Origin of the sequence: Streptomyces sp. MH60 (assembly GCF_002939385.1) — a bacterium.
Lineage (GTDB): Bacteria > Actinomycetota > Actinomycetes > Streptomycetales > Streptomycetaceae > Streptomyces.
On sequence record NZ_MULI01000003.1, the window covers coordinates 127,230 to 153,702 of the forward strand.

Annotated in this window: 27 protein-coding genes; 14 read left to right on the forward strand and 13 right to left on the reverse strand. The window is 69.8% G+C overall.

Annotated features, from left to right (window positions below; translation table 11 throughout):
• Positions 1–40: 40 nt before the first annotated feature.
• Positions 41–1,084: a LacI family DNA-binding transcriptional regulator gene (locus BZZ08_RS04100; RefSeq protein WP_198601275.1), complete on the forward strand. Its 1,044-nt coding sequence runs from the start codon at positions 41–43 to the stop codon at positions 1,082–1,084.
• 61 nt (positions 1,085–1,145) lie between these two features.
• The gene (locus BZZ08_RS04105; RefSeq protein WP_104630741.1) at positions 1,146–2,450 is read left to right on the forward strand and encodes a glycoside hydrolase family 125 protein; all 1,305 of its coding nucleotides are present in this window, start codon (positions 1,146–1,148) and stop codon (positions 2,448–2,450) included.
• A 117-nt stretch (positions 2,451–2,567) separates the two neighbouring features.
• Here the strand turns inward: BZZ08_RS04105 and BZZ08_RS04110 are convergent, their stop codons facing one another.
• The 5 genes from BZZ08_RS04110 to BZZ08_RS04130 all read right to left on the reverse strand — a co-directional run bounded on the left by BZZ08_RS04110 (position 2,568) and on the right by BZZ08_RS04130 (position 7,561).
• On the reverse strand, positions 2,568–3,512 hold the full coding sequence (locus BZZ08_RS04110; RefSeq protein ID WP_104630742.1) for an NADP-dependent oxidoreductase: 945 nt from the start codon (positions 3,510–3,512) through the stop codon (positions 2,568–2,570).
• 166 nt (positions 3,513–3,678) lie between these two features.
• Complete coding sequence (locus tag BZZ08_RS04115; RefSeq protein ID WP_104630743.1) at positions 3,679–4,503, reverse strand: hypothetical protein; 825 nt, start codon at positions 4,501–4,503, stop codon at positions 3,679–3,681.
• Positions 4,504–4,808: 305 nt separating this feature from the next.
• On the reverse strand, positions 4,809–5,267 hold the full coding sequence (locus tag BZZ08_RS04120; RefSeq protein ID WP_104630744.1) for a hypothetical protein: 459 nt from the start codon (positions 5,265–5,267) through the stop codon (positions 4,809–4,811).
• A gap of 287 nt (positions 5,268–5,554) precedes the next feature.
• Positions 5,555–6,421, reverse strand: a complete 867-nt coding sequence (locus BZZ08_RS04125; RefSeq protein ID WP_104630745.1) for an ANTAR domain-containing protein — start codon at positions 6,419–6,421, stop codon at positions 5,555–5,557.
• Positions 6,422–6,628: 207 nt separating this feature from the next.
• A complete protein-coding gene (locus BZZ08_RS04130; RefSeq protein WP_104630746.1) occupies positions 6,629–7,561 on the reverse strand; it encodes an alpha/beta fold hydrolase in 933 nt (310 codons plus the stop codon).
• Positions 7,562–7,674: 113 nt separating this feature from the next.
• Between BZZ08_RS04130 and BZZ08_RS04135 the strand changes: the two genes are divergently transcribed.
• Entirely contained in the window at positions 7,675–8,337 is a 663-nt protein-coding gene (locus BZZ08_RS04135; RefSeq protein WP_241965366.1) for a TetR/AcrR family transcriptional regulator, read from the forward strand.
• A 170-nt stretch (positions 8,338–8,507) separates the two neighbouring features.
• Here the strand turns inward: BZZ08_RS04135 and BZZ08_RS04140 are convergent, their stop codons facing one another.
• On the reverse strand, positions 8,508–9,389 hold the full coding sequence (locus BZZ08_RS04140; RefSeq protein ID WP_241965367.1) for an SDR family NAD(P)-dependent oxidoreductase: 882 nt from the start codon (positions 9,387–9,389) through the stop codon (positions 8,508–8,510).
• Between the two features lie 74 nt (positions 9,390–9,463).
• Between BZZ08_RS04140 and BZZ08_RS04145 the strand changes: the two genes are divergently transcribed.
• The gene (locus BZZ08_RS04145) at positions 9,464–10,057 is read left to right on the forward strand and encodes a TetR family transcriptional regulator (protein ID WP_241965368.1); all 594 of its coding nucleotides are present in this window, start codon (positions 9,464–9,466) and stop codon (positions 10,055–10,057) included.
• A 189-nt stretch (positions 10,058–10,246) separates the two neighbouring features.
• Here the strand turns inward: BZZ08_RS04145 and BZZ08_RS04150 are convergent, their stop codons facing one another.
• From BZZ08_RS04150 to BZZ08_RS04160, 3 genes are all read right to left on the reverse strand, one after another.
• Positions 10,247–11,467, reverse strand: a complete 1,221-nt coding sequence (locus BZZ08_RS04150; protein WP_104630748.1) for a metallophosphoesterase — start codon at positions 11,465–11,467, stop codon at positions 10,247–10,249.
• A gap of 372 nt (positions 11,468–11,839) precedes the next feature.
• Positions 11,840–12,130 (reverse strand): YrhK family protein, encoded by a 291-nt coding sequence (locus BZZ08_RS04155; protein ID WP_104630749.1) that lies wholly within the window; start codon positions 12,128–12,130, stop codon positions 11,840–11,842.
• Between the two features lie 191 nt (positions 12,131–12,321).
• Entirely contained in the window at positions 12,322–13,014 is a 693-nt protein-coding gene (locus tag BZZ08_RS04160) for an SDR family oxidoreductase (RefSeq protein ID WP_104630837.1), read from the reverse strand.
• 180 nt (positions 13,015–13,194) lie between these two features.
• On the opposite strand from BZZ08_RS04160, the gene BZZ08_RS04165 reads away from it, so the two are divergent.
• Positions 13,195–14,130, forward strand: a complete 936-nt coding sequence (locus BZZ08_RS04165; protein ID WP_104630750.1) for a helix-turn-helix transcriptional regulator — start codon at positions 13,195–13,197, stop codon at positions 14,128–14,130.
• Positions 14,131–14,591: 461 nt separating this feature from the next.
• Here BZZ08_RS04165 and BZZ08_RS04170 read toward each other — a convergent pair whose 3' ends face one another.
• Entirely contained in the window at positions 14,592–15,161 is a 570-nt protein-coding gene (locus tag BZZ08_RS04170) for a hypothetical protein (protein WP_104630751.1), read from the reverse strand.
• A 940-nt stretch (positions 15,162–16,101) separates the two neighbouring features.
• Between BZZ08_RS04170 and BZZ08_RS04175 the strand changes: the two genes are divergently transcribed.
• The 3 genes from BZZ08_RS04175 (at position 16,102) to BZZ08_RS04185 (ending at position 19,126) form a co-directional block, all read left to right on the forward strand.
• Positions 16,102–16,962 (forward strand): alpha/beta fold hydrolase, encoded by an 861-nt coding sequence (locus BZZ08_RS04175; RefSeq protein ID WP_104630752.1) that lies wholly within the window; start codon positions 16,102–16,104, stop codon positions 16,960–16,962.
• 159 nt (positions 16,963–17,121) lie between these two features.
• On the forward strand, positions 17,122–18,228 hold the full coding sequence (locus tag BZZ08_RS04180) for a hypothetical protein (RefSeq protein ID WP_104630753.1): 1,107 nt from the start codon (positions 17,122–17,124) through the stop codon (positions 18,226–18,228).
• Positions 18,229–18,265: 37 nt separating this feature from the next.
• On the forward strand, positions 18,266–19,126 hold the full coding sequence (locus tag BZZ08_RS04185) for a DUF3592 domain-containing protein (RefSeq protein ID WP_104630754.1): 861 nt from the start codon (positions 18,266–18,268) through the stop codon (positions 19,124–19,126).
• Positions 19,127–19,249: 123 nt separating this feature from the next.
• Here BZZ08_RS04185 and BZZ08_RS04190 read toward each other — a convergent pair whose 3' ends face one another.
• On the reverse strand, positions 19,250–20,212 hold the full coding sequence (locus tag BZZ08_RS04190) for an oxidoreductase (RefSeq protein ID WP_104630755.1): 963 nt from the start codon (positions 20,210–20,212) through the stop codon (positions 19,250–19,252).
• Positions 20,213–20,305: 93 nt separating this feature from the next.
• Here BZZ08_RS04190 and BZZ08_RS04195 point away from each other — a divergent pair, with 93 nt between their 5' ends.
• Together BZZ08_RS04195 and BZZ08_RS04200 are read left to right on the forward strand one after the other, a co-directional pair.
• Positions 20,306–20,881, forward strand: coding sequence for a TetR family transcriptional regulator (locus BZZ08_RS04195; protein WP_104630756.1), 576 nt, complete (start codon positions 20,306–20,308; stop codon positions 20,879–20,881).
• 189 nt (positions 20,882–21,070) lie between these two features.
• Positions 21,071–21,295, forward strand: coding sequence for a hypothetical protein (locus BZZ08_RS04200; protein ID WP_104630757.1), 225 nt, complete (start codon positions 21,071–21,073; stop codon positions 21,293–21,295).
• On the opposite strand, the gene BZZ08_RS39360 is transcribed toward BZZ08_RS04200, so the two are convergent.
• Positions 21,274–21,516 carry a hypothetical protein gene (locus BZZ08_RS39360; RefSeq protein ID WP_104630758.1) on the reverse strand — a complete coding sequence of 81 codons (243 nt, stop codon included), beginning with the start codon at positions 21,514–21,516 and terminating at the stop codon, positions 21,274–21,276. The two genes, BZZ08_RS04200 and BZZ08_RS39360, sit on opposite strands and share 22 nt — an antisense overlap.
• A gap of 133 nt (positions 21,517–21,649) precedes the next feature.
• Complete coding sequence (locus BZZ08_RS04210) at positions 21,650–22,246, reverse strand: CGNR zinc finger domain-containing protein (protein ID WP_104630759.1); 597 nt, start codon at positions 22,244–22,246, stop codon at positions 21,650–21,652.
• A gap of 80 nt (positions 22,247–22,326) precedes the next feature.
• Between BZZ08_RS04210 and BZZ08_RS04215 the strand changes: the two genes are divergently transcribed.
• From BZZ08_RS04215 to BZZ08_RS04230, 4 genes are all read left to right on the forward strand, one after another.
• Positions 22,327–23,487, forward strand: coding sequence for an MFS transporter (locus tag BZZ08_RS04215; protein WP_446750232.1), 1,161 nt, complete (start codon positions 22,327–22,329; stop codon positions 23,485–23,487).
• Between the two features lie 422 nt (positions 23,488–23,909).
• Positions 23,910–25,088: a PP2C family protein-serine/threonine phosphatase gene (locus tag BZZ08_RS04220; RefSeq protein ID WP_104630761.1), complete on the forward strand. Its 1,179-nt coding sequence runs from the start codon at positions 23,910–23,912 to the stop codon at positions 25,086–25,088.
• A 432-nt stretch (positions 25,089–25,520) separates the two neighbouring features.
• Complete coding sequence (locus BZZ08_RS04225; RefSeq protein ID WP_198601276.1) at positions 25,521–25,922, forward strand: VOC family protein; 402 nt, start codon at positions 25,521–25,523, stop codon at positions 25,920–25,922.
• 8 nt (positions 25,923–25,930) lie between these two features.
• Positions 25,931–26,437 (forward strand): DinB family protein, encoded by a 507-nt coding sequence (locus BZZ08_RS04230; protein WP_198601277.1) that lies wholly within the window; start codon positions 25,931–25,933, stop codon positions 26,435–26,437.
• The last annotated feature ends 36 nt before the right edge of the window (positions 26,438–26,473 follow it).

The following is a 26,473-nucleotide window of genomic DNA, read 5'->3' on the forward strand; positions in this document are numbered from 1 at the left end:
GGGGGCACCGGTGCAGGAAGGCAGAGGAAGGGGCAGGAGCATGACCGCTCGCCGGGGCAGCGGGCCGACCATGCACGACGTCGGCAAGCTCGCGCAGGTCAGCGCCATGACCGTCTCACGTGTGCTCAAGGACGACCCCGGCGTGTCCGAAGCGACCCGCGAGCGCGTCTTCGCGGCGGTCGACCGACTGGGGTACCGCCGCAACCAGACCGCGCGCAGTCTCCGCCTCGGGGGCAGCGGGATGATCGGCCTCGTCGTCACCAACCTCGCCAACCCGTTCTACTCACGCCTCGCCCTCGGCGTCCAGGAAGTCGCGACCGAGTACGGCCTGCGCGTCCTGCTCAGCAACTCCGGCGAACAGGCCGACCGCGAACCCGGACTCATCGACGGACTCGTGGACCACCAGGTCGAAGGGCTGATCGTCGTCCCGGCCGGCAGCCGGCAGCAGCATCTGGCCCGGGCCATGCGGCACGTCCCCGTCGTCCTCGCCGCACGACCGCCCGCCGGACTCGACACCGACTGCGTCCTGGTCGAGGACTTCCACGGCGCACGTGAAGCCACCGCGTGCCTCCTCGCCGACGGACAGACCCGCATCGCCTTCCTCGGCAACCCGCCGGCGCTCTACACCGGCGCCGAACGCCTGCGCGGATTCTGGGCGGCACACGAAGAAGTCGGCGTCGAACCGGACAACTCCCTCATCCGCCAGGGTCTGGTCGACGCCGCGACAGCGGAGCGCGCCACTCTCGACCTGCTCGGCCTGGCCGACCCCCCCACCGCGCTGTTCTGCACCAACAACCGCATCAGCCAGGGCGCGATCCGTGCCCTGTACAAATCCGGAACCACTTTGCCCGTCGCCGGTTTCGACGACTTCGACCTGTCCGACGTCCTCGGTCTGCCGCTGACCCTCGTCTCCTACGACGCCGACGAGATCGGCCGCCAGGCCGCACGGCTGCTGATCGACCGACTCGAACAGGACGACGACGCGACGCCGCGGGCCTCCCGTCGCGTCACCGTGCCCACGCGCGTCGTCCGCCACGGCGCACCCCGCGCGGACGGGCCGGGTCACCCGCCCACCGGCGCCTGACACCCCGTCACGAAGTTTCCGACCGCCGACGGCCGCCCGCCGACCGCCGAAAGGCCGACCCATGAGCTTTCCCACCGGCATCACGGACCACCCGGTCGTCCAAGAGGCCGTTCACCGGCTGGACGGCCTCGGTGACCCGCGCTTCGGCCAGACGTTGACACGCTGTCTGAACGACACTCTGGCCCACACCATCAGGGCGATGCCCGACGGCACCGCCTTCGTCGTGACCGGCGACATCCCCGCCATGTGGCTGCGCGACTCGTCCACGCAGATGATGCCGTACCTGGCACTCCTCAAGGACGACACCGCCCTGCAGGACCTCCTGCTCGCCGTGCTGCGCAGGCAGTTCCAGCAGATCGCACACGATCCCTACGCCAACGCCTTCAACGCGGAACCCTCCGGGCAGGCCCACGACCCCGAGGACCTGTGCGAGGACCCCTGGGTGTGGGAGGAGAAGTACGAAGTCGACTCCCTGGCCTTCCCCCTGCTGCTGGCCCACCGCCTCTGGGCGGCGACCGGGCGGACCGACCACGTCCCCGGGATGCTCCGGACCGCGCGCACCGTCATCTCGGTGTGGCGCACGGAGCAGGACCACGAACATCTCTCCACGTACCGCTTCCGCCGCGCGAGCGGCCCGCCGAGCGACACGCTGCCGAACGCCGGACGCGGCACGCCCGTCACCCGGACCGGGATGACCTGGAGCGGGTTCCGGCCCAGCGACGACGCCTGCGCCTTCGGCTACAACATCCCGGCGAACCTCTGTGCCGCCGCGGCTCTCGACGGCACCGCCGAACTGGCCCACCACGCACACGACACGGAACTCGCCGAGGACGCCGCCCGACTGGCGGCAGAGCTGCGAGCGGCCACCGTACGGCACGGCACCGTGCGTCACCCCGACTTCGGCCCGATGTACGCGTACGAGGTGGACGGCAACGGCAACGCGGTACTGATGGACGACGCCAACATGCCCGGGCTGCTCTCCCTGCCCCTCGTCGCGAACATCCCCACCACGGACCCGGTGTACCTCGCGACTCGAAGGTTCGTCCTCTCACCGGCGAACCCCACCTGGCACCGGGGAACAGCGGCCGAAGGCATCGGCAGTCCGCACACGCCCGACGAGCACATCTGGCCCATCGCCATCGCCGTACAAGGTCTGACCAGCAACGACACCACAGAGCGCGTGAGGGCCCTGACGACCCTCCTCTCGACCGACGCGGGCACCGGCCAGATGCACGAGTCGTTCCACAAGGACGATCCCCGCCGGTTCACCCGTCCCTGGTTCTCCTGGGCCAACGCGATGTACGCCGAACTCGCCCTGGACACCGTGGGACTGGGCACCCGGCCCCTGTGGCAGGCGAGGACCTGAACCGCCGGGGGAGTGGCGATCGTCCTCGGGAGTTCGTTCGCGGCCCCTATGTGCGGGTCCGCCTGGCGGATCCCGCCGTCCGCCGTCACACCGGAGTGATGTGCGGGGGGACCGATGTCAGTCGGCGGGCGGGACGACGATGACCTTGCCGTGCACCCCGCCTTCGGCGGCTCGGGTGTGCAGCGCAGGCAGTTCGGTCAGCGGCATCCGCTCGGTGACGGCGACGTGCAGCTCGCCGCTGTCGATCATCGCCACCAGTTTCGCCAGCTGGTCGGCGTCGCTGCGGACGAACAGGTCGATGCCCCGTACGCCGCGCTCCTCGTCGCTGGGAGCCGGCATCCAGACCGTGGTGTTCACGACGACCCCGCCGGGACGGACCAGGGTGGCCAGCGCGGCCAGTTCGGCGGGGTCGACCGGGGCGAGGTTGAGTGCGATGTCGACCGGCTCGGTCACCGCCGCGGTGACGCCGGTGGTGGTGTGGTCGACGACTTCGTCGGCGCCGGCCGAGGTGACCGCCTCGCTGCTGCGCGGGCTGGCCGTGGCGATGACGTGGGCGCCGGCCTTCTTGGCCAGCTGCACCGCGTAGCCGCCGACCGCTCCGCCGGCGCCGTTGACCAGCACGCGTTGCCCGGCCGTCAGTTCGCCGTGGTCGAACAGCGCCTGGTACGCGGTCAGACCCACCACGGGCACCGCGGCGGCGTCGGCCAAGGGGACGCTCTTGGGCGCCCGGGCCAGGATCGCGGCCGGTGCCAGGACGTACTCCGCGGCGGCTCCGTCGCCGTTCATCGGCAGGAAGCCGATGACGTCGTCGCCGACCGCGATGCCGTCGACGCCCTCGCCCAGCGCGTCGACCGTACCGGCGACGTCGATGCCGGGAGTGTGCGGCAGCACCACCGGGATGGGGCCGCGCATGAAGCCGCCGCGGATGTTGCCGTCGACGGGGTTGAACGACGTCGCGGCGACCCGGACCCGGACCTCGCCGGCCCCGGGGAGGGGCCGTTCCACGTCCTCGTAGCGCAGGACGCGGGGGTCGCCGTACTCATGGAAACGTACTGCCTTCATTTCGGTTCTCACCTTCGCCAACGATCCACGTTGCTTCGAATTCGAAGCAACTGTTGGACGACGGTACCTCTGCTTCGAATTCAAAGCAAGTGATGGCGGTCGCCGGTGCCCGTCACGCGTGACCCCCCAACCGTCGGGCAGGGCGGCTCGCGGACCGGGTGTGTCCTCAGGCCGGCGGTGTCCCGTACTGGGCCATCAGCCGCGGCAGCCGCCCGGACTCCGTGTTCCGGTGTTCGAGAAGGGTGCTGAGTTCCTCGGCGTGGTCGGACACGGCGGCGTTCTGATACTCGGCCTCGACCGCGAAGTTCACACCCAGCAGGTTCGTACGCCGTTTGCAGGCGATGTCGGCCTTGGCCACGGCGATCTCGCCGCGGCTGGGTGCGTCGCTCTGCAGGTTCCACCGACTGTCGCCGATCGCGGCGTCCGGGTCGCGGTACCGGAATCCCTTCCCGCTCATACAGGCGGACCACTCGCGGTCGACCGCGGTGACGCGGGGGTCCGTGCGCGATTCCAGGAACAGCTCGTGGCGCAGGCGGACGACGAGATCGTGTCCGTGGCGTGCTTCGTCCGAAGCGCTGTCACCCTGCACCGTACGTGCGGCCTTCCCCGCGCACCCGCCGCTGGGCACGGGCCGGCCTCGGACGGACGGTGCGGACCCGCTGCCGTCTGCGGTGCGTCCGGACAGGGCCACGCGCTCCGCTGTGGAAAGCGTGTTGATGTTCTGCGGCTTCTGGCCGCCGGCCGACGCCGGACTCAGGTGGTATCCGCGCTCGGCGGCGATGGCTCGGTCGCTGATGCCGTAGCGACGGGACTCGTACTCGCGCCGGACCGCCACCGCACGGCTGATGTAGTCGGTGGACAGATGCGGCAGATACCGAAACCCGAAGCCCCGCATGCACGCCTGCTCGACGCGGTAGGTGAGGTATTCGCTGGTGGCCTCCTCCTCGGCGGTCAGCACGTAGCGGTTGATCGGCAGGCGCAGTGGGGCCATGCCGGAGGGCGTCGGTGCCGCCACCGGTGTACGGGGCGTCGATCCGGGCTGCGTCTGCGTACATCCGAGGAGGAGGGCGGAAAGGGCCAGCACGCTGCCGCCGGAAAGAGCGGTGCGCAGTGCCGCACGCCGGTGAAGACGTCGCCGCCGCGTCCTCGTCGTTGCTGCTCCCACGTGGTCTCTCCGATCTCCCCGCGTCTGTGTCATTCGGCCGCGGGGGGGGCATGCGTCCATGGGTTCCTGCGCCGGCCGGTCCGCCCCACGGCGAGGGCGGACCGGTGTCGGACCGGCTGGGCCGTACTTGCTCAGGTGCAGGAGTCCACGCGGATCGACGCCTCGTTGTTGCGCAGGCGGGAGTTGAGGTTGCCGGCGTGACCCGCGTGCAGCCAGTTGGCGTCGCCGGTGAAGTTGGGCGAGACGAACGTGGCGACGTGGCAGTTGGTCGTGTTGTTGCCCATGGATGCGGCGTTGTTGCGCACCACCTGGCCGGCGCCCGCGGAGCCGGTGCCGTGGTTCGCGAACGTGTTTCCGCCGAGGTTCGCGTCCGACGTCCGGGTCGGGGTCCAGCTCGCGTTGTCGAGATTCGGGCTGTAGTACAGGCACATGTAGGTGCCGCACGGCTGCCAGAAGGACGACCAGGTGTCGATGTTCCACGAGGTGGCACCCGCCGAGGGGGCGAGGGTGAGGGTCCCCGCACCGAGCGTGGCCGCGGTGGCGGCCACCACGGACGCCCGCTTCAGGGCACGTGTGAGTTTCCAGGGCATGATTCCTCCGTTGTGTGAGCACGAGCGGACGCTGGTCGCACAGTCGCGGCCGGCGCCCGCCCCCAGCGACGGGATGTGCCGTGACGGGAATGCCTCGGCCCGCCGTGAGTGGTGTCGGTGGTCGGCCGACGCCTCGTGGTCCCAGAACGTACGGCCCGCAGCGTGCCCTCGCGTCCCACGTGGGATTGAACTCCGCGTAGACCGGCGCGGTAGCCGCCCGGTTCCTGCAACTCCCGCGGTACCGCGCTGGTGTGACGCTCCGGCTCAGTGCTCCGCGCGGGAGGGCGTCAGCGGCAGGCGCCGACCGCTTGGGCGTGGAGGCGCTCCAGGGCGTCCAGGACGACGGTGTCCCAGTGCCAGGAAAGCCACCGGCCGACGTCGCTTCCCGTCTGGTGCAGCGCGGCGAGCTGGGGGCGGGAGAAGCCGGTCAGGGGACGCTCGTGATGGGAGGAGATCATGCCCAGAACGCGGCCCTTGCCGTTGGTCAGGGGGACGCTGTGGGCGGCCCTGCTGCCTGCCTGAAGGATGGCTTGACGGGAGGCCTCGTCGAATACGGCGGCGGTTCCCACCTCCGGCACCGTGACCTGCCGGCGGGCGGAGGCCGCCTGCGCGCACAGGGTGGTGGGCGTCTCGACGAAGGCGAAGAAGTCGGTGAAATACTTGTTCAGACCCGTGTGCCGGGCCAGATGGAGTCGGCCGTTCTCCGCCAGTTGAATATTGCCCATCGGTGTCTGTGTGATCGTCAGCAGGCGGTGCAGCGTCGCCTTGAGTACGGCACCCTGACTGTCGCGTGAGCCCGCTTCCAGGCGGAGCCCGGGCAGCCGGGGCGGGTCGAAACGAGCCCTGCCGGGAAACCACGACATCGCGTCCCGGTCCGGTGCCGGGGTGCGGACGACCGCGTCGGCGAGGGTGTGGAGCTTGACGTTGGACTGCTGCGACGAGGTCTTGAGCAGTTCGAACGCCGCTTCGGCACACCCGAGGCGGTATCGCCGGGCAAGGATGTCCTGGGCGTGGGCGACGCCGGCATGCCCCAGCCGTCGGTTGCGTCGGTCCAGTTGCCACTGTTCCCATCGCGAGCCCGTTGGGGCGGGGCCCGATCCGGGTGGCGGCGTGGGGGCGGCTTCTCCACTCGGGTACTGGGAAAGATGGCCCATGGGAAGCTCCAATGCGGTACGGCAGGCACGACGACGGACCGCAACCGCCTCCTACACACCGGCCGCGGGCAGCGCCTGCTTCCCAAGCACTGCAACCGACCCTAACCAAAACCGGCCCGACCCGCGCAACCCCGCCCTCTCCAAAATCGAGTCATCGAGCGGTCAACAGGCTGATACCGCCGGGAGGCAGGTGACGGGCCCTCGGTCTCACTCGTCTTCGGTGAGGAAGTCGGTCAGCGCGGCAGCGACCGCATCGGGCTGTTCATCGGGGATGAAGTGTCCTGCGTCCGGCACGACGATCCCGCTGGCGTGCTTCGCCCACGGCCTGATGGAAGCCGCCATGTCGGGGATGGAGCCGTGGCTGCTGGAGATCCCGAGAACCGGGACAGTCAGGCGCTGTTGCTCCAGGGCTTCGTGGTTCTTGCGCGCCGAGGCGGCGGCGTCCCGGTAGTAGGCAAGGGACGCGCGGAGACCGCCGTCGGCGGCCACGGACGCGGCGTACCGCTCGACCTCGGCGTCGTCGAAGGCGTCGGGGGAGAGGGTCTTGGCCCTGAGGAACCAGCCGACGTACTCCCGTTCGCGGCCGGCGAGCAGCGTCTCGGGCAGTTCGGGCACGAGGTGGAAGGCGAAGTGCCAGGTCTTCCACGCCTGTTCGGGATCGGTCGGAATGGCATCAGGGAGGGTGATGCCCGGGATACCGGCATCGAGCAGGGCCAGGCCACGCAACTGGCCCTGGTACTTCAAGGCGAGGGAGAAGGCGACCCACGCGCCGATGTCGTGGGCGACCAGCCGGTAGGTCGGGACTCCGAGCGCCTCGACCGCGGCGTGGACGTGCGCCGCGACCGTGTGCGTGTCGTAGCTGATGGCAGGGCGTTCGGAGTGGCCCTGGCCCGGCAGGTCCATCGCGATGACCTGGAATCGGTCGGCCAGGACCGGCATCACCTTGCGCCAGGCCCACCAGGTCTGCGGGAACCCGGCGAGCAGCACGACGGCCGGACCGCCCGGCTGACCGCCCTCGACCGCGTGAAGCCGGACACCGCCCGCGTCGACCCAACGGTGGGTGAAACCGTCCAGGTTGGCCAACGGCAGGTCCCGGACCGGATTGCCGGAGTCGCGGGGGGTGCTTGCGGGTTCCTTCATGATTCTCCTCCACCGGCCATGATCGTGCCTCCACCCTAACCCATCTTGAACTGATTGGTTCATGATGAGAGGATGGTCTCCACCAAGAAGGCAGAGCAGGAGGGAGGGGCGGCATGGCAGGCAGGAAGCAGTTCGACGTCGCCACGGCGCTCGATGCCGCGATGATCCAGTTCTGGCGGGCCGGTTACGCGGACACGTCGGTGGACGACCTGTCCCGGGCGACCGGACTCAACCGCAGCTCCATCTACTCCTCCCTCGGTGACAAGGACACGCTCTTCACGCGCTGCCTGGAGCGCTACACCACGCGCTACGGGGACAAGTACGACGCCGCGTTGTCCTGTGCCGCCGACCGGCCCCTGGCAGCCGCGCGGGCGTTCTTCGACGTCACCCTCGAACGCATCGCGGACCCCGGCCTGCCCGACGGATGCCTGGTGGCCCAAACCGTCATGGCGACCCCCGTGCTGAGCGCGAGCGTTGCGGCGCGTGCACGTGAGTCGATCGGCCTCCAGCACACCCGGCTACGCGCCGCGCTGAAGGCCGGCCGACTGCACGACGAGGCGGCCGAGTCCTTCGCGGTCCACCTTGCGGCCGTGAACCAGTCCCTCGCCGTCATGAGCAGAGCCGGAGCGAGCACGGAGCAACTGCGCGCCATCGTCGACGTGACCCTCGACGCACTCGCCCAGACGCTCGACGCGAGCAAGCGGACACCGCTTCTCGGCCACCCAGCACCGACCCGAGCGGTGACCCGGGCTGCAGCCTCCATCCCGGAGCGGTGAGGTCGTCGCGTGTTGTGCGGAACACGGTCCGCCGGTCGCGGTGATCGTAGGGAGATGTACCTGGGGTCGGGCCGGAGCCCTTGGCCGGAAGCGCCGACCTGGTGAGACTGGCCGTTGACCTCAGGCCCCGGGACGGGTGCCAGGGGCCGAACCTCGCCCGGTGGTGTGTGTCAGGTCGTGGTCAGACGATCGCGGTATGTCTCGCACAGTTCCCAGACGGTGTTGCGAGTGGTGTCGTCCAGGGCTGCGTCGGGCCACGGGGTGGGGATGGCCTTGCTGTTGAAGTAGGTGCCGTGGGCTTCCTGCGCCTCGGGACGGGAAGCGAGGTACACGCTGGAGCGGGTGGCCTTGAGCAGCGCCCGGTGCCCGTACACGAGGGGCATCGCGAGCCGCAGTAGCGGCACGATCGGGCGTGCCAGGGGCGGGTAGGTGCTGGTGGCGAGGTTCTTGTTCATCGAGGTGTAGGCGTGCCCGGGGTAGGCGACGTTCAGCGTCACCGGCGTCGCCTTGAGCTGCTGGGCGAAGCGGTAACTCATCGCCATCTGCGCCAACTTGGTCTGGTTGTAGAACGACAGTCCGACATAGGACTTCTCGCCACGCAGGTTCTCCAGGTCGATCCGTCCCCGTGGGATGCCGCCGGTGATGTTGATGACCCGGGCCGGTCCCGAGGCCGTCAGAGCCGGCATCAGCCAGTGAGTGAGGCAGAACGGCGCGACCACGTTGACCGCGAACGCGGTCTCGATGCCGTCCTCGGTCAGTTCGCGGTGGGATCGCGTCGCCCCGGCGTTGTTGATCAGCACGTCCACGCCACCGGTCCGGGTGCTGACCTCCCGGGCGAGTCGACGGACGTCGCGTAGGCGAGACACGTCGGCTGTGATCGCTGCGACGCCCTCGTTTCCGCTGGAGCGGCGGAGTTCCGCCACGGCACTGTCGGCGCGGTTCTTGTTACGGCCGACGAGGATGACGTCGGCGCCGAGCAACGCCAGTTGGCGTGCCGTCTCCTTGCCGATGCCTCCGGTGCTGCCAGTGATCAGAACGGTCTTGCCTTTCATGGTCACCACTCCATTCCGTCGCCTGTCACTCGGTGACACTATAGTCATCAGGTGATGCAAAGTAGACTGGGTGCATGGAAGAAGGACTGCGTGAACGCACCCGCAGAGCAGTGCGGGCAGAGCTCGCCGAGGTGGCCATCGGTCTGTTCGTCCGCCAGGGCTTCGACGACACGACCGTCGAGGACATCGCTCAAGCAGCCGGCATGACCAAACGCAGCTTCTTCCGGTACTTCCCGACCAAGGAAGACGTCGTCTTCGACGGCGTCGACCTCACCGGAGAGAAGGTGGTCGGCGACATCGCGGCACGCCCCGCCGAGGAAGACCCTTGGGACTCTCTGCATCACGTCCTACGGGCCTGGCAGGAGGAGATCCATGCCGGCGAGCAGGTACTCGCGACCCTGCGCCTCATCGAGGCCACACCCGCGCTGGTAGGACGCCTCCACCAACGAAGAGCGGAATGGCGTCGGCGAGTCAGCGATGCGCTGCGGAGCCGGCCGGGGGCCGACATCGACGCCTACACCGCGGACCTGCTCACCAACGCCGCCACCGCGGTACTCGACGCGGTGTCCAGCCAGTGGGTGCGATCAAACGGGCATGCGAACCGCTCGGCTCTGCTGGAGCATGGATTCACCCAGGTCCACGTGAACCGCGACCTGCAACAGGCGTGACGCAGGCCGCCTGCCGGCTGCGGGCACGACGCACGTGGCCGCGAAAGCGGGCGTCAGTGCACCCTCGCTGACCGGCTTGGCAAGTGGCCATGCCGGGCTCGGCAGCGGCGCCGGGCCTCGGGCGTGGGTCGGATCTCGTCGTAGGCCGGATCTCGTCGTAGGCCGGACGCGGTGATGACCCGCCCGGTGCTACGCCGACGTGGTCGTCTGCGGGCTGCGGAGGACGAGCAGGGTGATCTCACTGGGGGCGAAGACACGGAACGGCGGGCCCCAGAAGCCGGTGCCGCGGCTGGTGTAGAGGAAGGTGCGGGTGCCGTGGTGGCTGAGGCCGGCGAGGGCGGGCTGGTCGAGGCGGACCAGGTGGTGGAAGGGCCAGATCTGGCCGCCGTGGGTGTGGCCGGAGAGCTGGAGGTCGATGCCGGCTGCTGCGGCCCGGTCCACGAACTTGGGCTGGTGCGCGAGAAGCAGGACGGGGAGATCGGGATCGGCGCCGTTCAGGGCTCCGGCGAGGTGGGCGCCGTGGCCTGCCAGACCTGACGATTCGGCGGTGACGTCGTCCACGCCGGCGACCACGAGGGTGTCGCCGCCGCGTTCGAGCAGCAGGTGGCGGTTGCGCAGCGGCTCCCAGCCCAGCTCGTCCATCAGGTCGACCCAGCCCTGGGCCTCGCTGTAGTACTCGTGGTTGCCGGTGACGTAGACACGGGCATGGGTGGCCCGGACGGTACCGAGCGGGGCGGCTTGGGCGCGGCGGCGTTCGGCTGTGCCGTCCGCGATGTCGCCGGTGTGGCAGACCACGTCGGCTTCGAGGGCGTTCACCGCTTCGCACACTCGTGCCGACCAGCGGGCTCGGTCGAGCGGGCCGTAGTGGGTGTCCGTGATGAGGGCGACCCGGAGGCCGTCCAACCCGGCACCGAGGCGAGGCAGTTGCACATCGAGTCGGCGCACGCGCGGCACGCGCCGGGCCTCGGCGTACCCCCAGGTCAGCAGTACGGCGGTCACGCCGAGCACGGCCCACGTGACGATGCGAGCCCGGTCCTGGCTCTCGCCGACACCGGCCACGGTCAGGGCCAGACGCAAGAAGACGCCGAGCAGAACGGACCAGGTGAAAAGGACCCAGCTGGTGCCCAGCAGCGTGTCACCGGCGATCGCCGCCCGGTCCTGCTGGTGTCGGCCGTGACCGCGCACCATCGCGAGCGGCATACCGGCGAGGCCGAGGGCGAACAGGGCGGTGCCGGCCAGCGTGACGGGCAACGGCCAGTGCTGGCCCGCGTGCAGGAGCACCCAGCAGGGCACGGCCCACAGCAGGATGGGGGCGATCAGGGGGAGGTAGCGCATCAGGCTGTGCAGCCGGCTCTGCCGCGGCGCTCGCGCCCCACCCTCGGCAGGCCGGGTGCTGCTGGTGTCGGTCATGCTTGCCCTCCCTCACCACACTTGCAGACCCGCGCACTGTATCCGGTCGTGCTAGGCCCGGCTGAAGTCGCGGGCCCACAAGCCGACTGGACCGACGACCGCTCAGGGGATCACCATGGAGGAATCGGTTCCCGCACAGCTCTCCGAGCACGCGCTGTCAATGCTTCGACCCGCTACTTCACGCGTCAGCCCGACCAGCTTGATCTCAATCTCCCGCAGCTCGGCTCCACGATCGCCGCCCGGACCCGGATCGCCTCGGCCGGCTGGACGAAGTGAGCACGGGTCCGGTCAACGCCGCCGCCACCGCCTACGCCCGCTCCACGACTCCGCTCGTCCCACGAGCCGACCCGACGGACGCCTGCCGTAGGGCTGCTAATGACCGGGTCCGTGCATGCCACCGTCCCCGCCCTCGTGCATCGGCGGTGGCTGCGAGGTGGTGTTCCGCTGGCGCGACTTACGCTCGTGCCGGACGAACGCCTCACCGGCGGTGCCTACCAGCATGCCGAGTGAGCCCACCACGAACAGCCACAGGGCGATCTTTTCCAGGCTGGGAAAGAGGAAGCACACGCTGCCGACCAGGAACGTCGTGTTGCCGAAGCCGCCGATGATCAGGTGAAGGAACGGGAAGTCCTGCAGCAGATACCGTTCAAGTCGGGCTTTCAAGCCGCCTCCTCTCAACGCCCGGCCTCCCGGGACCCAGAGGGCTGGGTACCGGTGGAAGCGAGATCGAAACGGTGCGGCAGGGGCGACACGGGGATCGCCGCCCAGCCCTCGCCGGGTGCCGGTCTGTCCGCAGGCTCGTGATGCGATCAGAGGCCTCCGCCGCGCCGGCCCCTGCCCCAGCCCCGCCCCTTTCAGGCGGGCTGGCCGATGGGCCGGATGGTGAGGGTGTTGAGGTCGACGCCTGCCGGTTGGCCGAGGGCGAAACAGATGGCCTCGGCGATGGGCTGGGGAGACAGGGCGAAGGGGGGAACGTCGGCGCCTTGCCAGAAGGGCGTGTCGATCATTCCGGGGTTGACGAGAGTGACACCGATGCCGCGGGGCGTGGCGTGCAGGCGCAGGTTCTCGGCGAGTCCGGTGGTAGCCCACTTGGTGGCCGAGTAGAGATTGGCGGGAGAGTTCTTCAGCCCGGCGACGCTGCCGATGAGCACCAGCCGTCCGCCAGTGGCCTCCAGGTGGGGCAGGGCGGCATGGGCCAGCAGAGCGGGGCCGAGGACGTTGGTGAGGACCATGGGCGACCACAGCGCCGGGTCGCCGTCCCCGATGGAGTCGCCGGACATGAATCCGGCGTTGGCCACCGCCGCGTCAAGGGCACCGAAGTGCTCCACGGTGCGGGTCACGACCGACTCGGTGGCCTGCCAGTCCGCCGCGTCCGCCACCAGACCCAGCAGCCGGTCGGCGTGGCCGGCCTGGTCGAGGAAGGCCTTCAGTTTGCTCTCGTTGCGTCCGGTGACCACCACACGGTGGCCGCGGTCGAGGAGCAACTGCGCGGTGTGGGCGCCGATACCGCTGGTCGCGCCGGTGATCAATACGGTCTTGCTGGTCATGGTCATGGTCATGCTCCTGAGGTGGGGAAGGGGGGCGGCGGACGGCGGCCCGCCATGGAGGAGTGCCGCTCAAGTCCGCCGACCTCAGGAAACCGGCGCCGTCAGAGGCGGGCAAGGTCGGGTTTACGGGGGGCATAAACGCAACCTCCCCATCGCTCGGCCGCTGGGTACTGTGGACGAATGGAACCTCCGTCCGAAAACCAGACCGGTGATCCCGCCGACAACCGCTCGGAGATCCGTGCCTTCCTCACCAGCCGACGCGCCAAGCTGGCCCCGGAACGGGTCGGACTGCCCACCGGCCGACGGCGCCGGGTTCCGGGACTACGGCGCGAGGAGGTCGCGGCCCTCGCCGGCGTGAGCACCGAGTGGTACACGCGGCTGGAGAAGGGCCACATCGGCGGTGTCTCCGAGAGCGTGCTGGAAGCGGTCGCGCAGGCGTTGCTCCTCGACGAGGACGAGCGCACCTACCTGCTGGAGCTGGCCAGGGCGGCTCGCCCCGCCCGCCGCAGCTCGAACCGCCGCAAGGACGTCAAGATCCCGTCCTCCGTCCAGTGGATGGTGGACTCCATGACGATGGCTCCCGCCTTCGTACGGACCGGCCGTCTGGACATCGTCGCGAGCAACGCGCTGTGCAGGGCCTTGTATTCACCGATGTTCGACAGCGACACCACGGGCGAGCGGGGCTGCGCCAATTTCCCCCGTTACTTCTTCCTCGACCCCGGCTCCCACGACTTCTTCGTCGACTGGGAAGAAGGCGCGAGAGCAACGGTCGCAGTACTCCGCGCCGAAGCCGGACGAGAACCTCACGACCGGGCCCTGCGCGAGCTGGTCGGCGAACTGTCCACGCTCAGCGCTGACTTCCGCACCATGTGGGCCAGTCACGACGTCCGAATCCGTCACGAGGGCGTCAAGCGGCTGGACCATCCCGAAGTCGGCCGTCTGGAGATGACCTTCCGCTCCCTGGACCTGCCCCTGCCCCAACGAGCCGTCCACGACCTGATCGTCTACACGGCCGAGCCCGGCACCCCCTCGGAGGACCGACTCAGGCTCCTCGCCAGTTGGACGGCGCCGACGCCGCAGACCTCACCCACGGAACCGACCCGCCCGCCCCGCTGACCTCACGCCCTCGTACGGCAGCGGTATAGGGGCTGATTAGAAGAAGCGAAAAGCGCCCGGAGCGGCGGTCTGCGCTCAGGCGGCGGGGAAGCCGTCCCGAGCCAGAGGTTAAACGGTGCAGAGGCGGCTGTCGCCCAGCGCCTCGGGTTCACGCCCCTGCGCGAGGACACGGTCCTTGATGGCAGTGCGCTACTTGGTCGGCAACGGCTGAGCCTGTGCCGCGGGCGTGCTCCGCGTCGCGCGTCGGTCGACAACAGCGTGTACAGCTTCCGCCGCCCCGGAACCGAGCGGTATGTCCACGAACGCCGTGAAGTGCCGGGGCGAGCAGCTCGACGCCGTCGACGTCGTCCTGGACATGGCCGCGGAGCACCCGCCTCGCAACCACCACGTCGCTTGGAGGCGGGGTCGTATGCGGGCTCGCGGCCATCAGCAGCCCTGGGGCGGGCGTCCGACGGGTCAGCTCATGGGACGAGCGGCGTCATGGAGCGGGCGTGCGCCCACATGCCGTGGAGCTGTTCGAGGGGGCGCTGCTGTTCGCCGTGGAGGGCGTTGAGTACGACGAGGCATCCGGTGAGGGCGGGCACCGTCCACTGCACGCAGGCGAGCTGGCGCCGGGCCTTTCCCAGGTCGACGGGGTGCCGGGCCCCCTTCTCCGCGTCGTCGGGGTTGGCGGAGGAGGCCCACTCGACCTTCTTGCCGAGGACGCGGGCGTAGGCGGTGGCGGCCAGGGCTGCCGCCGTGACGACGGTCTTGGCGGTGGTGGAGGCGCCCACGCCGTGCTGGGTCCTGACGCGGTGGGCGTTGACGGCGAGCAGGCCGCCACCGCCGAACAGGTGCGCGCCGATCGCGGCGGCGTTGACCGGCACCCACTTCGTCCAGCCGACCGAGGCGATCCGGGCCCGGGCGGCGACCGTGGAGCCCTCGTGCTCGGCCGCCCCGTTGAGGCCGACCGCGCCCATCAGAGAGCCGCCGAACCAGGCGGCCAGGCCCACGTCGTGCAGGCTACGGATGACGGTATTGCGTCCGGACATGGGCGTGCTCCTTGCAGGAGTGGCGGTGAGGGCCGACGAGTGTCGGGCGTTACTCCACCCTCGCCGGGCCTTGCCGGCGCCGCCACCACGGCTGACCCAGACGGCTGCCCCGTCAGCTTCTGTCCGGTTGCCCGGAGCCGGTCACTCAGGCTTCGGGCGGCATGCGGTCGTCCCCCAACCGGGTGGTCACCGCCGTCGCCGTTGCGCGTCCCAGTATCCCTTCCCTCCTCCCCTTCTCGCGGTGACGGATCGCCTCTCGCCCGGACGCTGATCACGAGGGGCCCGGGGTGTGAGCGGCTGGTTCCTTCCCGTGGCGGCTGGGCTGCCTTCTGCGACCCGACGCGTGCTGGGCCCCGAACTGCCGGCATCACCGCGCGTCGCGCGGAACTGGATGGACTCGAGCAGCCGGCCGCGCACATGACGGAGGTGCGGGCCGAGCGGAACACCGCAGCGCCGCTCATCCGGCTTCGTGTGTGGTGCTTTCCACGGAGGTCGTCGCGCACCGGTTGTCCAGCCGCCTGTGGCACCGCCCGGTCCGTGACCGCGGTCTGTTGCACCCTGATACTCGTCACCGCTTCGACGTCCGTGAGCAGGCCGGTGGCCGGTTGGGGATTCTGTCGCTGCCTGAGGGGGGCACGGGAAGCCGCACCTGCGCCTGGTGATCGTCATGCGTCATCGCTGGTGGCACTGGCAGCAGTCCGTCGGATGAGTGCGGCGAGTGGCTCGGCGTGGAGCGCACGGTGCACAGCTCTTCGAGCGAAGGCGGTCTTCCTGCTGCGGGCGGGCGGGCGGGCCGGACGGATGGATGGCGCCCTGGCTTCGGCCGAGTCAACACCGGAGCCCCGTTTCTCGGGCCGTCCAGATGAGTGCCGGGGCTCATGAGGGGCAGGCGGGACGGCGGGGCAGCGCGGATCGGGCCCCGGAGCGAGAAGGGCATGCCATGTTCGAGGAGTTCGCCACCAAGACGGTGCGCACCGGTGAGGCGTCCGTCTTCGTTCGGTACGGGGGCGAGGGCCCGCCTCTCCTGTTGTTGCACGGCCACCCGCGGACGTCGGCGACCTGGCACCGGGTCGCGCCCGTTCTGGTGCGGCGCGGCTTCACCGTCGTCTGCCCCGACCTGCGCGGTTACGGACGCTCCCGCGGTCCCGCGCCCGCCGCGGATCACGCCCCGCACTCCAAGCGTGCCGTGGCCGAGGACATGGTCGAGGTCATGCAGGCCCTCGGGCACCATCGCTTCGGGCTCGTCGGGCACGACCGTGGGGCCGCTGTGGCGCTCCGGCTGGTGCTGGACCACCCTTCCGCGGTGACCCGGGCGGCGTTCGTGGACGGCCTGCCTCTGAGCGAGCACCTGATCCGTGCGGATGCCAGGTTCGCCACCGCGTGGTGGCACTGGTTCTTCTTCGCCCAGCCGGAGATCCCCGAACGCGTCATCAACGCCGATCCTGACTCCTGGTACCGCGGCGACCCAGAGGCCATGGGGCAGGAGAATTACGACGAGTGGCGGGCCGCCACCAGAAATCCGGACGTCGTCCGCGCCATGCTGGAGGACTACCGCGCCGGTCTCACCGTGGACCGCCGACACGAGGAGGCGGACCGCGCCCGGGGCGCACGGATCGACTGTCCCGTCCTGGTCCTGTGGTCGCTACGGGACGATCTGGAGGACCTGTACGGCGACCCGCGCACCATCTGGCGCGACTGGGCCGACGACGTCCGGGGCCACGGCATCGACGCCGGACACCATGTGGCGGAGGAAGCCCCTGGCCCGCTCTCCGCCGCCTTGGGTGACTTCTTCACCGACTGACCTCCGTATCGTGCTGGACTCCGGGTACGGCGGACGGCCCGCGCATCGCTCATCTGCTGGCCGGCCTGCCGACCGGGCTGGCCGGGCTGGCGTTACGGATCCGCGCCGGGGTGGTCGAAGAGGTACCGGCCGTCACCCGAGCCCGGCACAATCACCCGTATGACGATCACCACGGGCGCGCCGCCCACGCGCAGCACTCCCGCTGCTGTCGCCTCGGGGTTCCTCACGGGCGGTGTGATCGGGGCGTCGCTGGCCGCTCTCGTCGTCGGCGGCATCATCGAGAACGCGCTGCTGTTCGTCACGGGACTGGTCCTGCCCGCGGTCTACGGTCTGCTCTTCTTCCTCGCCGGTGCACCGCGTCGGGCCCGGGAGGCGGCGGTCGCGCCCCGCACCGCGCTCGCGATGGTCGAGAGCCGGGAGGCGGTCGGGGGTGAGTCGACGAGCGACGTGGCGGTGCGGTTCGATCTGACCGTCGCGCCGGACGACGTACCGGCGTATCGCGTCGCGTTCACGCAGAGCATCAACGTCGTCGACCTGGCCGACTACCGGCCGGGCGGCGTCGTGGTGGTCCAGTACCCGCCGGACCGGCCATGGCGGTTGAGGATCGTGAAGCGGCCGACACCGGAGTGGGAGGAGCGCGCGGCCGGGGCCCGCATCGACTCCGCGCCAGGACCCGCCATGGTGAGCGAGGCCCCCGAGGGCTGTGCCGTCGGCTTCGTCGGGCTGCTCGCCCTGTTGCTCGCAGCGGGCGGCGTGGTCCTGCTGTTCCGCGCCGACCTGTTCGACCAGAACGCCTCCGCGCACCCGCCCGCTGCCGCCACCGGACCATCGGTCTCCTCCTCCACTTCCTCGTCGTCGACCACGGTGGTGTCGTCGGCGTCCGGCACGGTCACCCTCGGCCCGAACCAGTCGTTCCTCGACGAGGGCGAACTGCGCCGGGCGGTCAGCTCGCTCGCCAAGGGCACGGACACGCGCGCGGCGCTCACCGTCGTCGTGCAGGAACGCCTGCTGTCGATCGTCTACGCGCCCACCGGCGCACGGGCCTCGACGTTCGACCCGGATTCCCTGCCCTACGACCGTTTCCCTGCGCTGGTCAAGGAGGCGAAAAGCAGCCTGCGGGCCGGTTCCTCGCAGACCTGGCAGATCACCGTCGAGCGTCTCACCGGCTCTCTCACCGTCAGGGTCGGTGTGACGGGTACCGAAGGAGGTGCCTCGTTGGAGGCGGACGCGCAGGGCAAGGTGGTGCGCCGCACTCCGGCGCACTGACGGGCGCCGCGTCGACACGGGAGCAGAGGGAAGACACGTGGGCCTGCAGGGATATCTGGCGCTGTGGTGCGGGGCGTTCGGCATCTTCGCGCTGGTCGGTTATGCCCGGTCGCTGGCCGGGGCGACACCGGCGCAGCGGGCGGTGAGGGTGGTGGGGCGGATCGAGCGGGTGCGCGAGCCCAGGCACGGAAGCTCGCAGCACGACGGGATACCCGTGGTCGTCTCCTTCCAGGATCCGTCCACCGGGGAGGCGTTCACCGTGACGAACGACGGTGACCGCGGGGAAAGGATCACGGCGGCCTGGCCCGGACGGGAGATCGGTGTCCGTTATCCGCGCGGGAGACCGCATGCCTACCACTTCGTCGGCGACCTGTGGGCGGGCCGACGAGGGCTCGGGTGGCCGAACTTCGCGCTCTTCCTGATCTACGTCGGACTGGTCGTCTTCGCCGCCGTCGACTGGGCCTGGCCGTGGGCCTTGATCGGCTTCGGTGGGCCGTGGACCGTGTCCGGCGTCTGGTACCTGCCGCAGAGCGAACGCGCGGCGAGCCGACGTATGGATGGGCTGACCTCCCGGCCCCCTGTTCAGGGCCGGGTCATCGCCGTGCTCACGGACACCAGCACCGACGAGGACGGCCACACCAGTACCAGCCACACGCCGGTTATCACCTTCACCACCCACGACGGCACCACCGTCAGCGCCTATTGCACCGGCGGGCTGCCTGCCCCCGCGAACTCCTACGGCCGCAACGTCACAGTCCACTACACGCCCGACGACCCCGCTGTGTTCACCACCGACCTCGCGGCAGAACACCGGTCCCGCTCAGTCGACACTGCCTTCGGCGTCGTGGCGCTGCTCCTCGGCGTGGCGGCGGTCGTCGTCGGAGCGGTGCTTCTGTGACGCCCGACGAGTGCTGTGTACGGGAGGTATGTGCGCGTGGACCGGGGGGCGTTCGAACTTCACCGTCGATCCGGCGAGCAGGGCAGTCGCCGAGCGGCAGAAGGCAGGCACCACCATTCCCCTTCATGGGCCAGCGCTGGCCGAACTCCGAAGTCCAGCAGACGTCTGCGGGATGGGGAAGGTGACGCCGGTCAGCCGTTCGCTCTCATGCCACAGCCAGGCCCCCAGGTCGGGGCCGTCCGCTCCGGTGGGCAGCCGGGCCGGTTTGGGCGTGCCGGAGGTCTGGTCGCGTCCGGCCGGGCCGAGGTAGGCCCCATTGGTGACGTCGGGATGGGTCGCGGCGAACAAAGACGGCCAGGCCGCGCCGTCGGGGGAGCCCATCAGTGTGCGGGAGGCGAGGGCCACGAACAGGCGCCCCGTCCGGCTGGCGGAGGTGTGGCGCTGCAGGTTGGTGACGGCCGAGCCCGGATGGACGACCACTGCACGGTGCGTACGGCCGGCAAGGCGGCGGGCGAGTTCCTGGGTGAAGACGACGTTGGCGCGCTTGGACTTGGCATACGCACTCATCGGGCGGTAGCCGCGCTCGCTCATCAGATCTGCGAGATCACCGGAGCGCCAGGCGGCGGCGACGGCGCTGACCGTGACGACGCGGGCAGCTGAAGAGCGCCGCAGGGCCGGCATCAGGTGCGCTGTCAGCGCGAAATGGCCGAGGTGGTTGGTGCCCACCGTGAGTTCCAGCCCATCGGGGGTGAGCCGACGCTCCGGGACATCCATCACACCGGCGTTGTTGATGAGGATGTCGATTGTCTCGCCCGCGGCGAGCGGGGCGGCTGCCTCACGGATCAAGGCAAGGTCGCCGAGGTCGATTTCCACCGTCTCCAGGCGAGTGCCGGGCACGTCGGCGTCCAGGCGGCGGGCGGCATCGGCCAGGGAGTCAGGGCGCCGACCCGCCAGCAGGACGCGGGCACCGTGCTCCGCCAGAACCTGGGCGGTGCGGTAGCCGATGCCGCTGTTGGCGCCGGTGATCAGTGCGGTTCGGCCCTTGAGGTCCGGGATGTCGGCCGGGGTCCAGTGCGCGTTGGCCATGAGTACCTCCTAAATGAATGTTCATTTAATTTGCTCAGCATGCAGGCGCTGATCCGAGTTGTCAAATGAACGTTCATTGGAAAGGCTGAGTGCATGGCAACACGTGACCCCGACCGCAAGCGTCGGCAGCTGATGGAAGCCGCTCTCGCCGAGTTCGCCGAGTTCGGCCTGGCCGGAGCCCGCGTGGACCGGCTCGCAAAACGAGCCGGCATCAGCCCTGGCCTGGTGTACTCCTTCGCCGCCGGCAAGGAGGGTCTGTTCGAGGCCGTCTACGAAGCGATCGCCGAGCAGACCGTCAACGCGGTCCCCATCGACGCCGACGACCTGGCCGAATACGCCGGCCGCCTGCACGATGCCGGACAGCAGCACCCCCAGGTCATGCGCTTCCTCACCTGGTACGCGCTGGAAAGCACCGAACGGCCGACGTCCGACGTCGTGGCCCGCTCGATGCAAGACAAGATCGCCTCCGTCGAGGCCGCCCAGCAACGCGGCAGCGTCCGGCGGGACAAGCCGGCCGCGGAGATCCTGGCGCTCGTTCTGGCGCTCGCGAACATGTGGCAGCACCACACAGAGGACGTCAACGCCCTGGCCCCGCCCGCACATCAGCGCGCAACAGTCACTGATGCCGTACGCCGCCTCGTCTCCCCGGACTGGCCCGCTGATCGCTGATGGCGTCACCGCAAGCCCTCGACGGTCTCGCCATTCCTGACCGCGCACGTGATGCGGCAGAACTGCCCAGGTATCGCATGCGCCGGCCGACTGAAGCGATCAGGCGCAGCGGCGGCGCGGCAAGCCGGCTGATGACCGCCCCCTCACGTGCTGCTCGCGCTTCCGGGCTGACAGGAGCACCCTGGAGGCGTGAGTCGCGCACCCATCGTCGTGCACCGGCCCTCGATCTCCGGGGGCCGACGGGTCACCGTGCACCGTCACGGCCGGGACGAGATACTCGGCACCGCCTACAGCGATCACGACTTGGCGGTGTTCCTCGAAGGCGCCGGCATCGACGACGCGGAAGCCGTTCTGGACGACCGGCGGTGGGTGGAATGGCGCGGTGGCCCGGCTCACGATTTCCGCGCCGCCTGACCCACCGCCTCTTGCGAGCCACGAGATGTGCCGCTGCACACCAACGTGGTCATGGACGACGGGGCACCGGGCCCGGCCATCACGTTGAACAGCAACTTCGGCGGCGTGACCGCGGGGCTGGGCACGCCGGGGACGCCCAGCTGGGCGGGCAGGAGGAAGACCGCGTACAGGAAGGGCAGGACCGCCGGTGAGAGGGCGGTCGGCACAATGCCGCGGATCATGCGGGCGGCCTCGGCGCCCCCGGCCAGTGCGCGCGCGGCGTCGACACTGCTGGGTCGCTGATTCAGTGGGTGTCTCTCCGCCTGATCCGAGTCGGGACCAGGTCGTTGAGTGGTCTGCATGGGGTTGGGCGTTCTACGTGAGTCTGTTCGGTTGTTGGGTGGTGCGGGAGCGTCGGTGGGCTGCGACTCGTTCGCGGGTCGCGCACCGGCGGGAGCAGTAGCGGCGTTCGGGGCCGCTGCCCTGGGTGATGAAGACGTTGTGGCAGCTGGGCGAGGCGCAGACTCTGCCGGGTGGGCGTTGGCGGTCCCAGACAAGGACGGTCAGGGCCATGCAGGAGGAGGCGAGGAACCATGCGTGCCAGGGGGCGTTGTCGTCGTGGTCGAGGTGGGGGTGCCAGGGCGTGCTGCTGCCGTGCGAGGTCAGGCGGAGTGGTCCGGTGTGGTCCTGCAGGAGACGGTTGAGGGCGGCTGCGGCGTCGTCGGTGTGCTCAGCGGCGAAGACTTGCCGCAGTAGGGCAGCGGCTGCGCGCATCTCGGCAACGTCTTGGGTGGTCAGGTCGATGGGGTCGGTCTCGCCGTATGTGCGGAGGACGTCGGCGACTCCTGCCGGGTCGGGGTGGTCGGCGGCGAGGGTGTTGATCAGGGCGGCGGTCCGACGAGCCGTGGTCAGCACGGAGTGGCGGGTGGACCAGTCGTCGCGGTGGGAGAGCACCTGTGGAATGTAACGCATCTTGCTGAGTTTTGAGTTACCTCCGTAACGTCTCGCTGATGAGAGGGCGTTACTCACTCCGCTTGTATCTCGCTGGAGCAGTGGCAGCTCGTGCCGGGGACGAGATGTCGGGACCGGCGCTGATGCTGGCAGGATTCGCCGTGGCCGGATCGACGGTCGAAGCGTCGGCGCTGCTCGCGGGAATCACGATCTCTGCCGCCGTAGGTGGGCCGGTGCTCGGGGCGCTCCTCGACAGGGCGGTGAGGCCGGGACGCCTGCTGGCCGGGGCCCTCGTCATGTATGTGACGGGGCTGGCGGTGATGCTCGGGGGACTCGGCCGGTGGCCGTTCGCCGTCACGATCGTGATCGCCATGGTGACAGGGCTGCTGGGGCCGGCCCTGTCGGGCGGATGGACGGCCCAGCTGCCCCGTGTCGTGCCCGGTGGCCACCTGCCCCGGGCCAACGCGCTCGATGCCATGACGTTCAGCGTGGCGAGTCTGGCCGGTCCGGCTCTCGCAGGCGTCGTGGCGGAGGCGCTGGGCGCCTCGTCGGCAGTGGTGGTCTCCGTCGTGCTCATCACCTTGGCACTGCCCGCCGCCTGGACGTTGCCGGCCCGTCCAGGTCGGGCGCGGGGTGTTCGGACGGCCCCGGTGATCAGGGACCTGGCCGCCGGGATACAGGTCATCATCGGAAGTCCGTCACTGGCCCGCGCGACCCTGACCTCCGTCGTCTCCTGCGTCGCCCAGGGCATGCTGACGGCGTGCGTCCCGCTTCTGGGTGAGCGTGTCCTGGGCGGAGTCGGCCGCGGCGCGCTGCTGCTCTCCTGCGCGGCGGTCTCCGCTCTGGCGGCCAACGCCGTACTCGCCCGGTTTGCGCGTTCCGTTGCCCCTGAGACGATCATCTGGGCCGGCGCTCTGGTCCAGGCTGTCGCCTTGGTCCTGGCCACGGTGGGTTCTCCCGTGATGCTTGTCGTGGCTGTACTCGTAACGGGGGTCGGTGAGGGCCCCCAACTGGCCGCTGTGTTCGCCATCCGTCACCGGGAGGCCCCGGGAGAGTTGCGCGGCCAGATCTTCACCACCGGCGCCAGCTTGAAGATCACCGGATTCGCCGTGGGGGCGGCGGTTGCCGGCCCTGTCGCGAGTCGGTCCCTTCCAGTCGCCTTGGCTCTCGCAGCGAGCGTGGCGGTTCTCGCCGCACTGGGCTTCTTCGCCGTCCCGTCGGCATCCGGCAATCCGCCCGAGGACCGTGCGATCTCCGGTTGATCAGGAGCGGGAGGCGGTGGTAGACGCGTGCGTTGCGGCGGGTGTTGTCGCACGTCCGGCCGACCACGAACGTCCCGCCGCGAGTACGAGGAAGTCCGGGACACGCGAGACCTGGGGAATGGCTGGGCCAGTACGTTGGTAGTCGAACCCACCGAAGAAGGCGGTGTCTTGCGCCCTCGCAGCGGGTCACCGGGGCGGTCGGCGTGAGGTGCGGCAGCGCTGTGAACGAGCTCGGCCTCGTCCTCGCCGTCCTCTCCGCCTTCGAGCTGGATCTGAGCCTCACTGGCCCCCGCGGCCGCGGCGTCCCGTGCTCCGGGCAGTGTCGTCGCGCGGTGGGTTGGTGCCGTCCGGAGCGTGCTCACTCGTGCATGATGCTCACCGAGACCTTGGGACCGGGAGCTCGTGAGAAGCGGGGTGACAGTGTGGGTGCGGGGCGGGCTGCCGCGGAGCACAGACAGTGGGACGAGCAGCATCCCTGGCCGCCCCAGTGGCTCCGCTATGTCCCGCCCGCACTCGTCGTGGTGACCATGGTGCTCGACCAGGTGACACCGTCGCGCTACTTCTTCGGCTCGCTGCTGTCGGCCTCGGTGGTGCTGGCCCTCTTCACGTACCCGCCGTTGGGTGTGCTCGCCGTCGGCGCCGCAGGATGTGTGCTGCTGGTGGTCACCGAGTGGCTCGAGGACTACATCGGTCCGATGACCATCGTGGCCCTGACCGTTCTGGCCACCGTCACGGTGCTGTCCGCTTCGCTGTGTGTGGTGCGCCGACGGGCCGAGAGCCGCTTCCGCCGCGTACAGGCGGTCGCCGAGGCCGTGCAACTGGCCCTCCTGCGTCCGCTGCCTGACCGGATCGGCCCGTTGCGCCTGGCCGGCTTCTACCGGGCGGCGGACGACGAGGCGCTCATCGGCGGGGACCTCTACAGTGTCCGTCCGACGCCGTTCGGCATCCGGGTGATCGTCGGGGACGTCAAGGGCAAGGGCATCAGCGCGACGCAGACGGTGGCGACAGTGATCTCCTCGTTCCAGGAGGCGGCGTTGCTCCACCCGTCGCTGAGCCAGGTGGCCGAGCGGATCGACGTGGCCCTGCAGTTGGACCGCGACAGCCCTCCGTCGGAGCCGATGGGGGACGGACGGCCGGCCTACACACCCGGTGAGGCCGCGGGGCCGGTGGACGAGGTCTTCGTCACGGCCGTCCTGCTCGAGTTCACCGCCGACGCGCGTGCCGTACGGGTCCTGGACCGGGGGCATCAGCCCCTGCTCACGGTCCGGCACGGCACGGCGTCCGTCGTGGAGAGCGACCACAGCCTGCCGCTGGGCATGAGCGACCTGCTGACCGCGCCTCCGCGCACCGTGACGCAGACCCTGGACCCCGGTGACATCCTGATCGCCTACTCCGACGGGGTCACCGAGGCGCGTGACAGCGCCGGCACGTTCTACCCGCTGCGCGAACGCCTCCAGGACCACTGTTCGAGCAGTGCGGGGCCGGTTTCCCCCACCCGTCTCGTCACCTTCATCGAGGAGGACGTCGCCCGGTGGGCGTCCACCCTGGGCGACGACCTCGTCGCCATCGCCTTCCAGCCCGCACCGTCAGGCGGCGAGTGATCAACCCCGAACCCCAGCCGCCGTACTTCCAGATCCCCGCCGATACGAAACGCAGTCGATGCCACGTGCTGTCTCCCCCTCGCTCAAGCAGGCTGCAGACCGAGACCCGACACGGGGGGTATGGGCCTGCAACCTGGAACACCTGGACTTGATCAGGCGGTTCGTGCAGGCACCGCTGCGTGAAGGGATTCCCTGGCACGACCAGGGCCGGAAGATGACCGTGGTGGCCCGCCTGCCCGCCTGCCCGCCTGCCCGCATGGACGCAGCAGGCCAAGAACCGCGACGTGGGCGAGTAGTCGAGGGCATACCGGTGCTTCAGGTCCGCACCCGCGTCGAGCACGCCCTCGCCCGTTTGATGACCTGGGTCTGCTCACGCGGAGATACCCGCTGCCACCTAGGCAGGGGGCAGCCACTAGTAGATCCTTTGTAGCCGTGACCCAAACGACAAGCGAAGCCGCGTGGCCCGGAAAGATCAGTGCCATCACCCTGTTCGTAGAGGACCTGGAGGCCACGAAGCGGTTCTACCGTGACGTGTTCCGCCTGCCGGTGACCTACGAGAACGACAACTCGGCGGTGTTCAGCTTCGCCAACACCATCATCAACCTGTTGCAATCCACCGCGGCACACCAACTGATCGACCCTGCGCCCCTCGCCGCTCCCGACGCCGGCTCCCGCGTTCAGCTCACCCTCCCGGTGGACGACGTGGACGCGATGTGCAAGGAGCTGACCAGCCGCGGCGTGACGCTCCTGAACGGTCCGATGGACAGGCCTTGGGGAATACGAACGGCCAGCTTCAAGGATCCGGGCGGCCACATCTGGGAGATCGCACAGTGACCGCAAACGTGTTCCCGACAACGAACAGTGAGGTCCAGGCCCTCCTGTCCGTTCTGGAGGGACAGCGTCGCCATGTCCTCGGCATACTCGAAGGGCTGGACCCGGAGACACTGCGACGGCCCGTGCTGCCGTCCCGATGGAACTGCCTGGGGCTCGTCCAGCACCTCGCGCTCGACGTCGAGCGGTTCTGGTTCCGTGCCGTCATCACCGGTGATCCCGCTGTCATCGAAGCCCTCGACGACATCGACGACGCCTGGCAGGTTGCCCCCGACGTACCGCACACCGAGGTACTCGACCGATACCGCACGGAGGCGGGCCTCGCAAACACCGCTGTCTCCACTGCGGACGCGGACGCTCCGCTGGCCTGGTGGCCCCACCACCTCTTCGGAGAACCGCACCTGCACACCGTTCGGGACGTACTGCTGCACGTCATCACCGAAACCGCATGCCACGCCGGACATCTCGACGCCGCACGGGAACTCATCGACGGCCGACGATGGATGGTTCTGACCTGAACCGACCGCGGAGCCGCGAAAGGAACGAGCCACCTA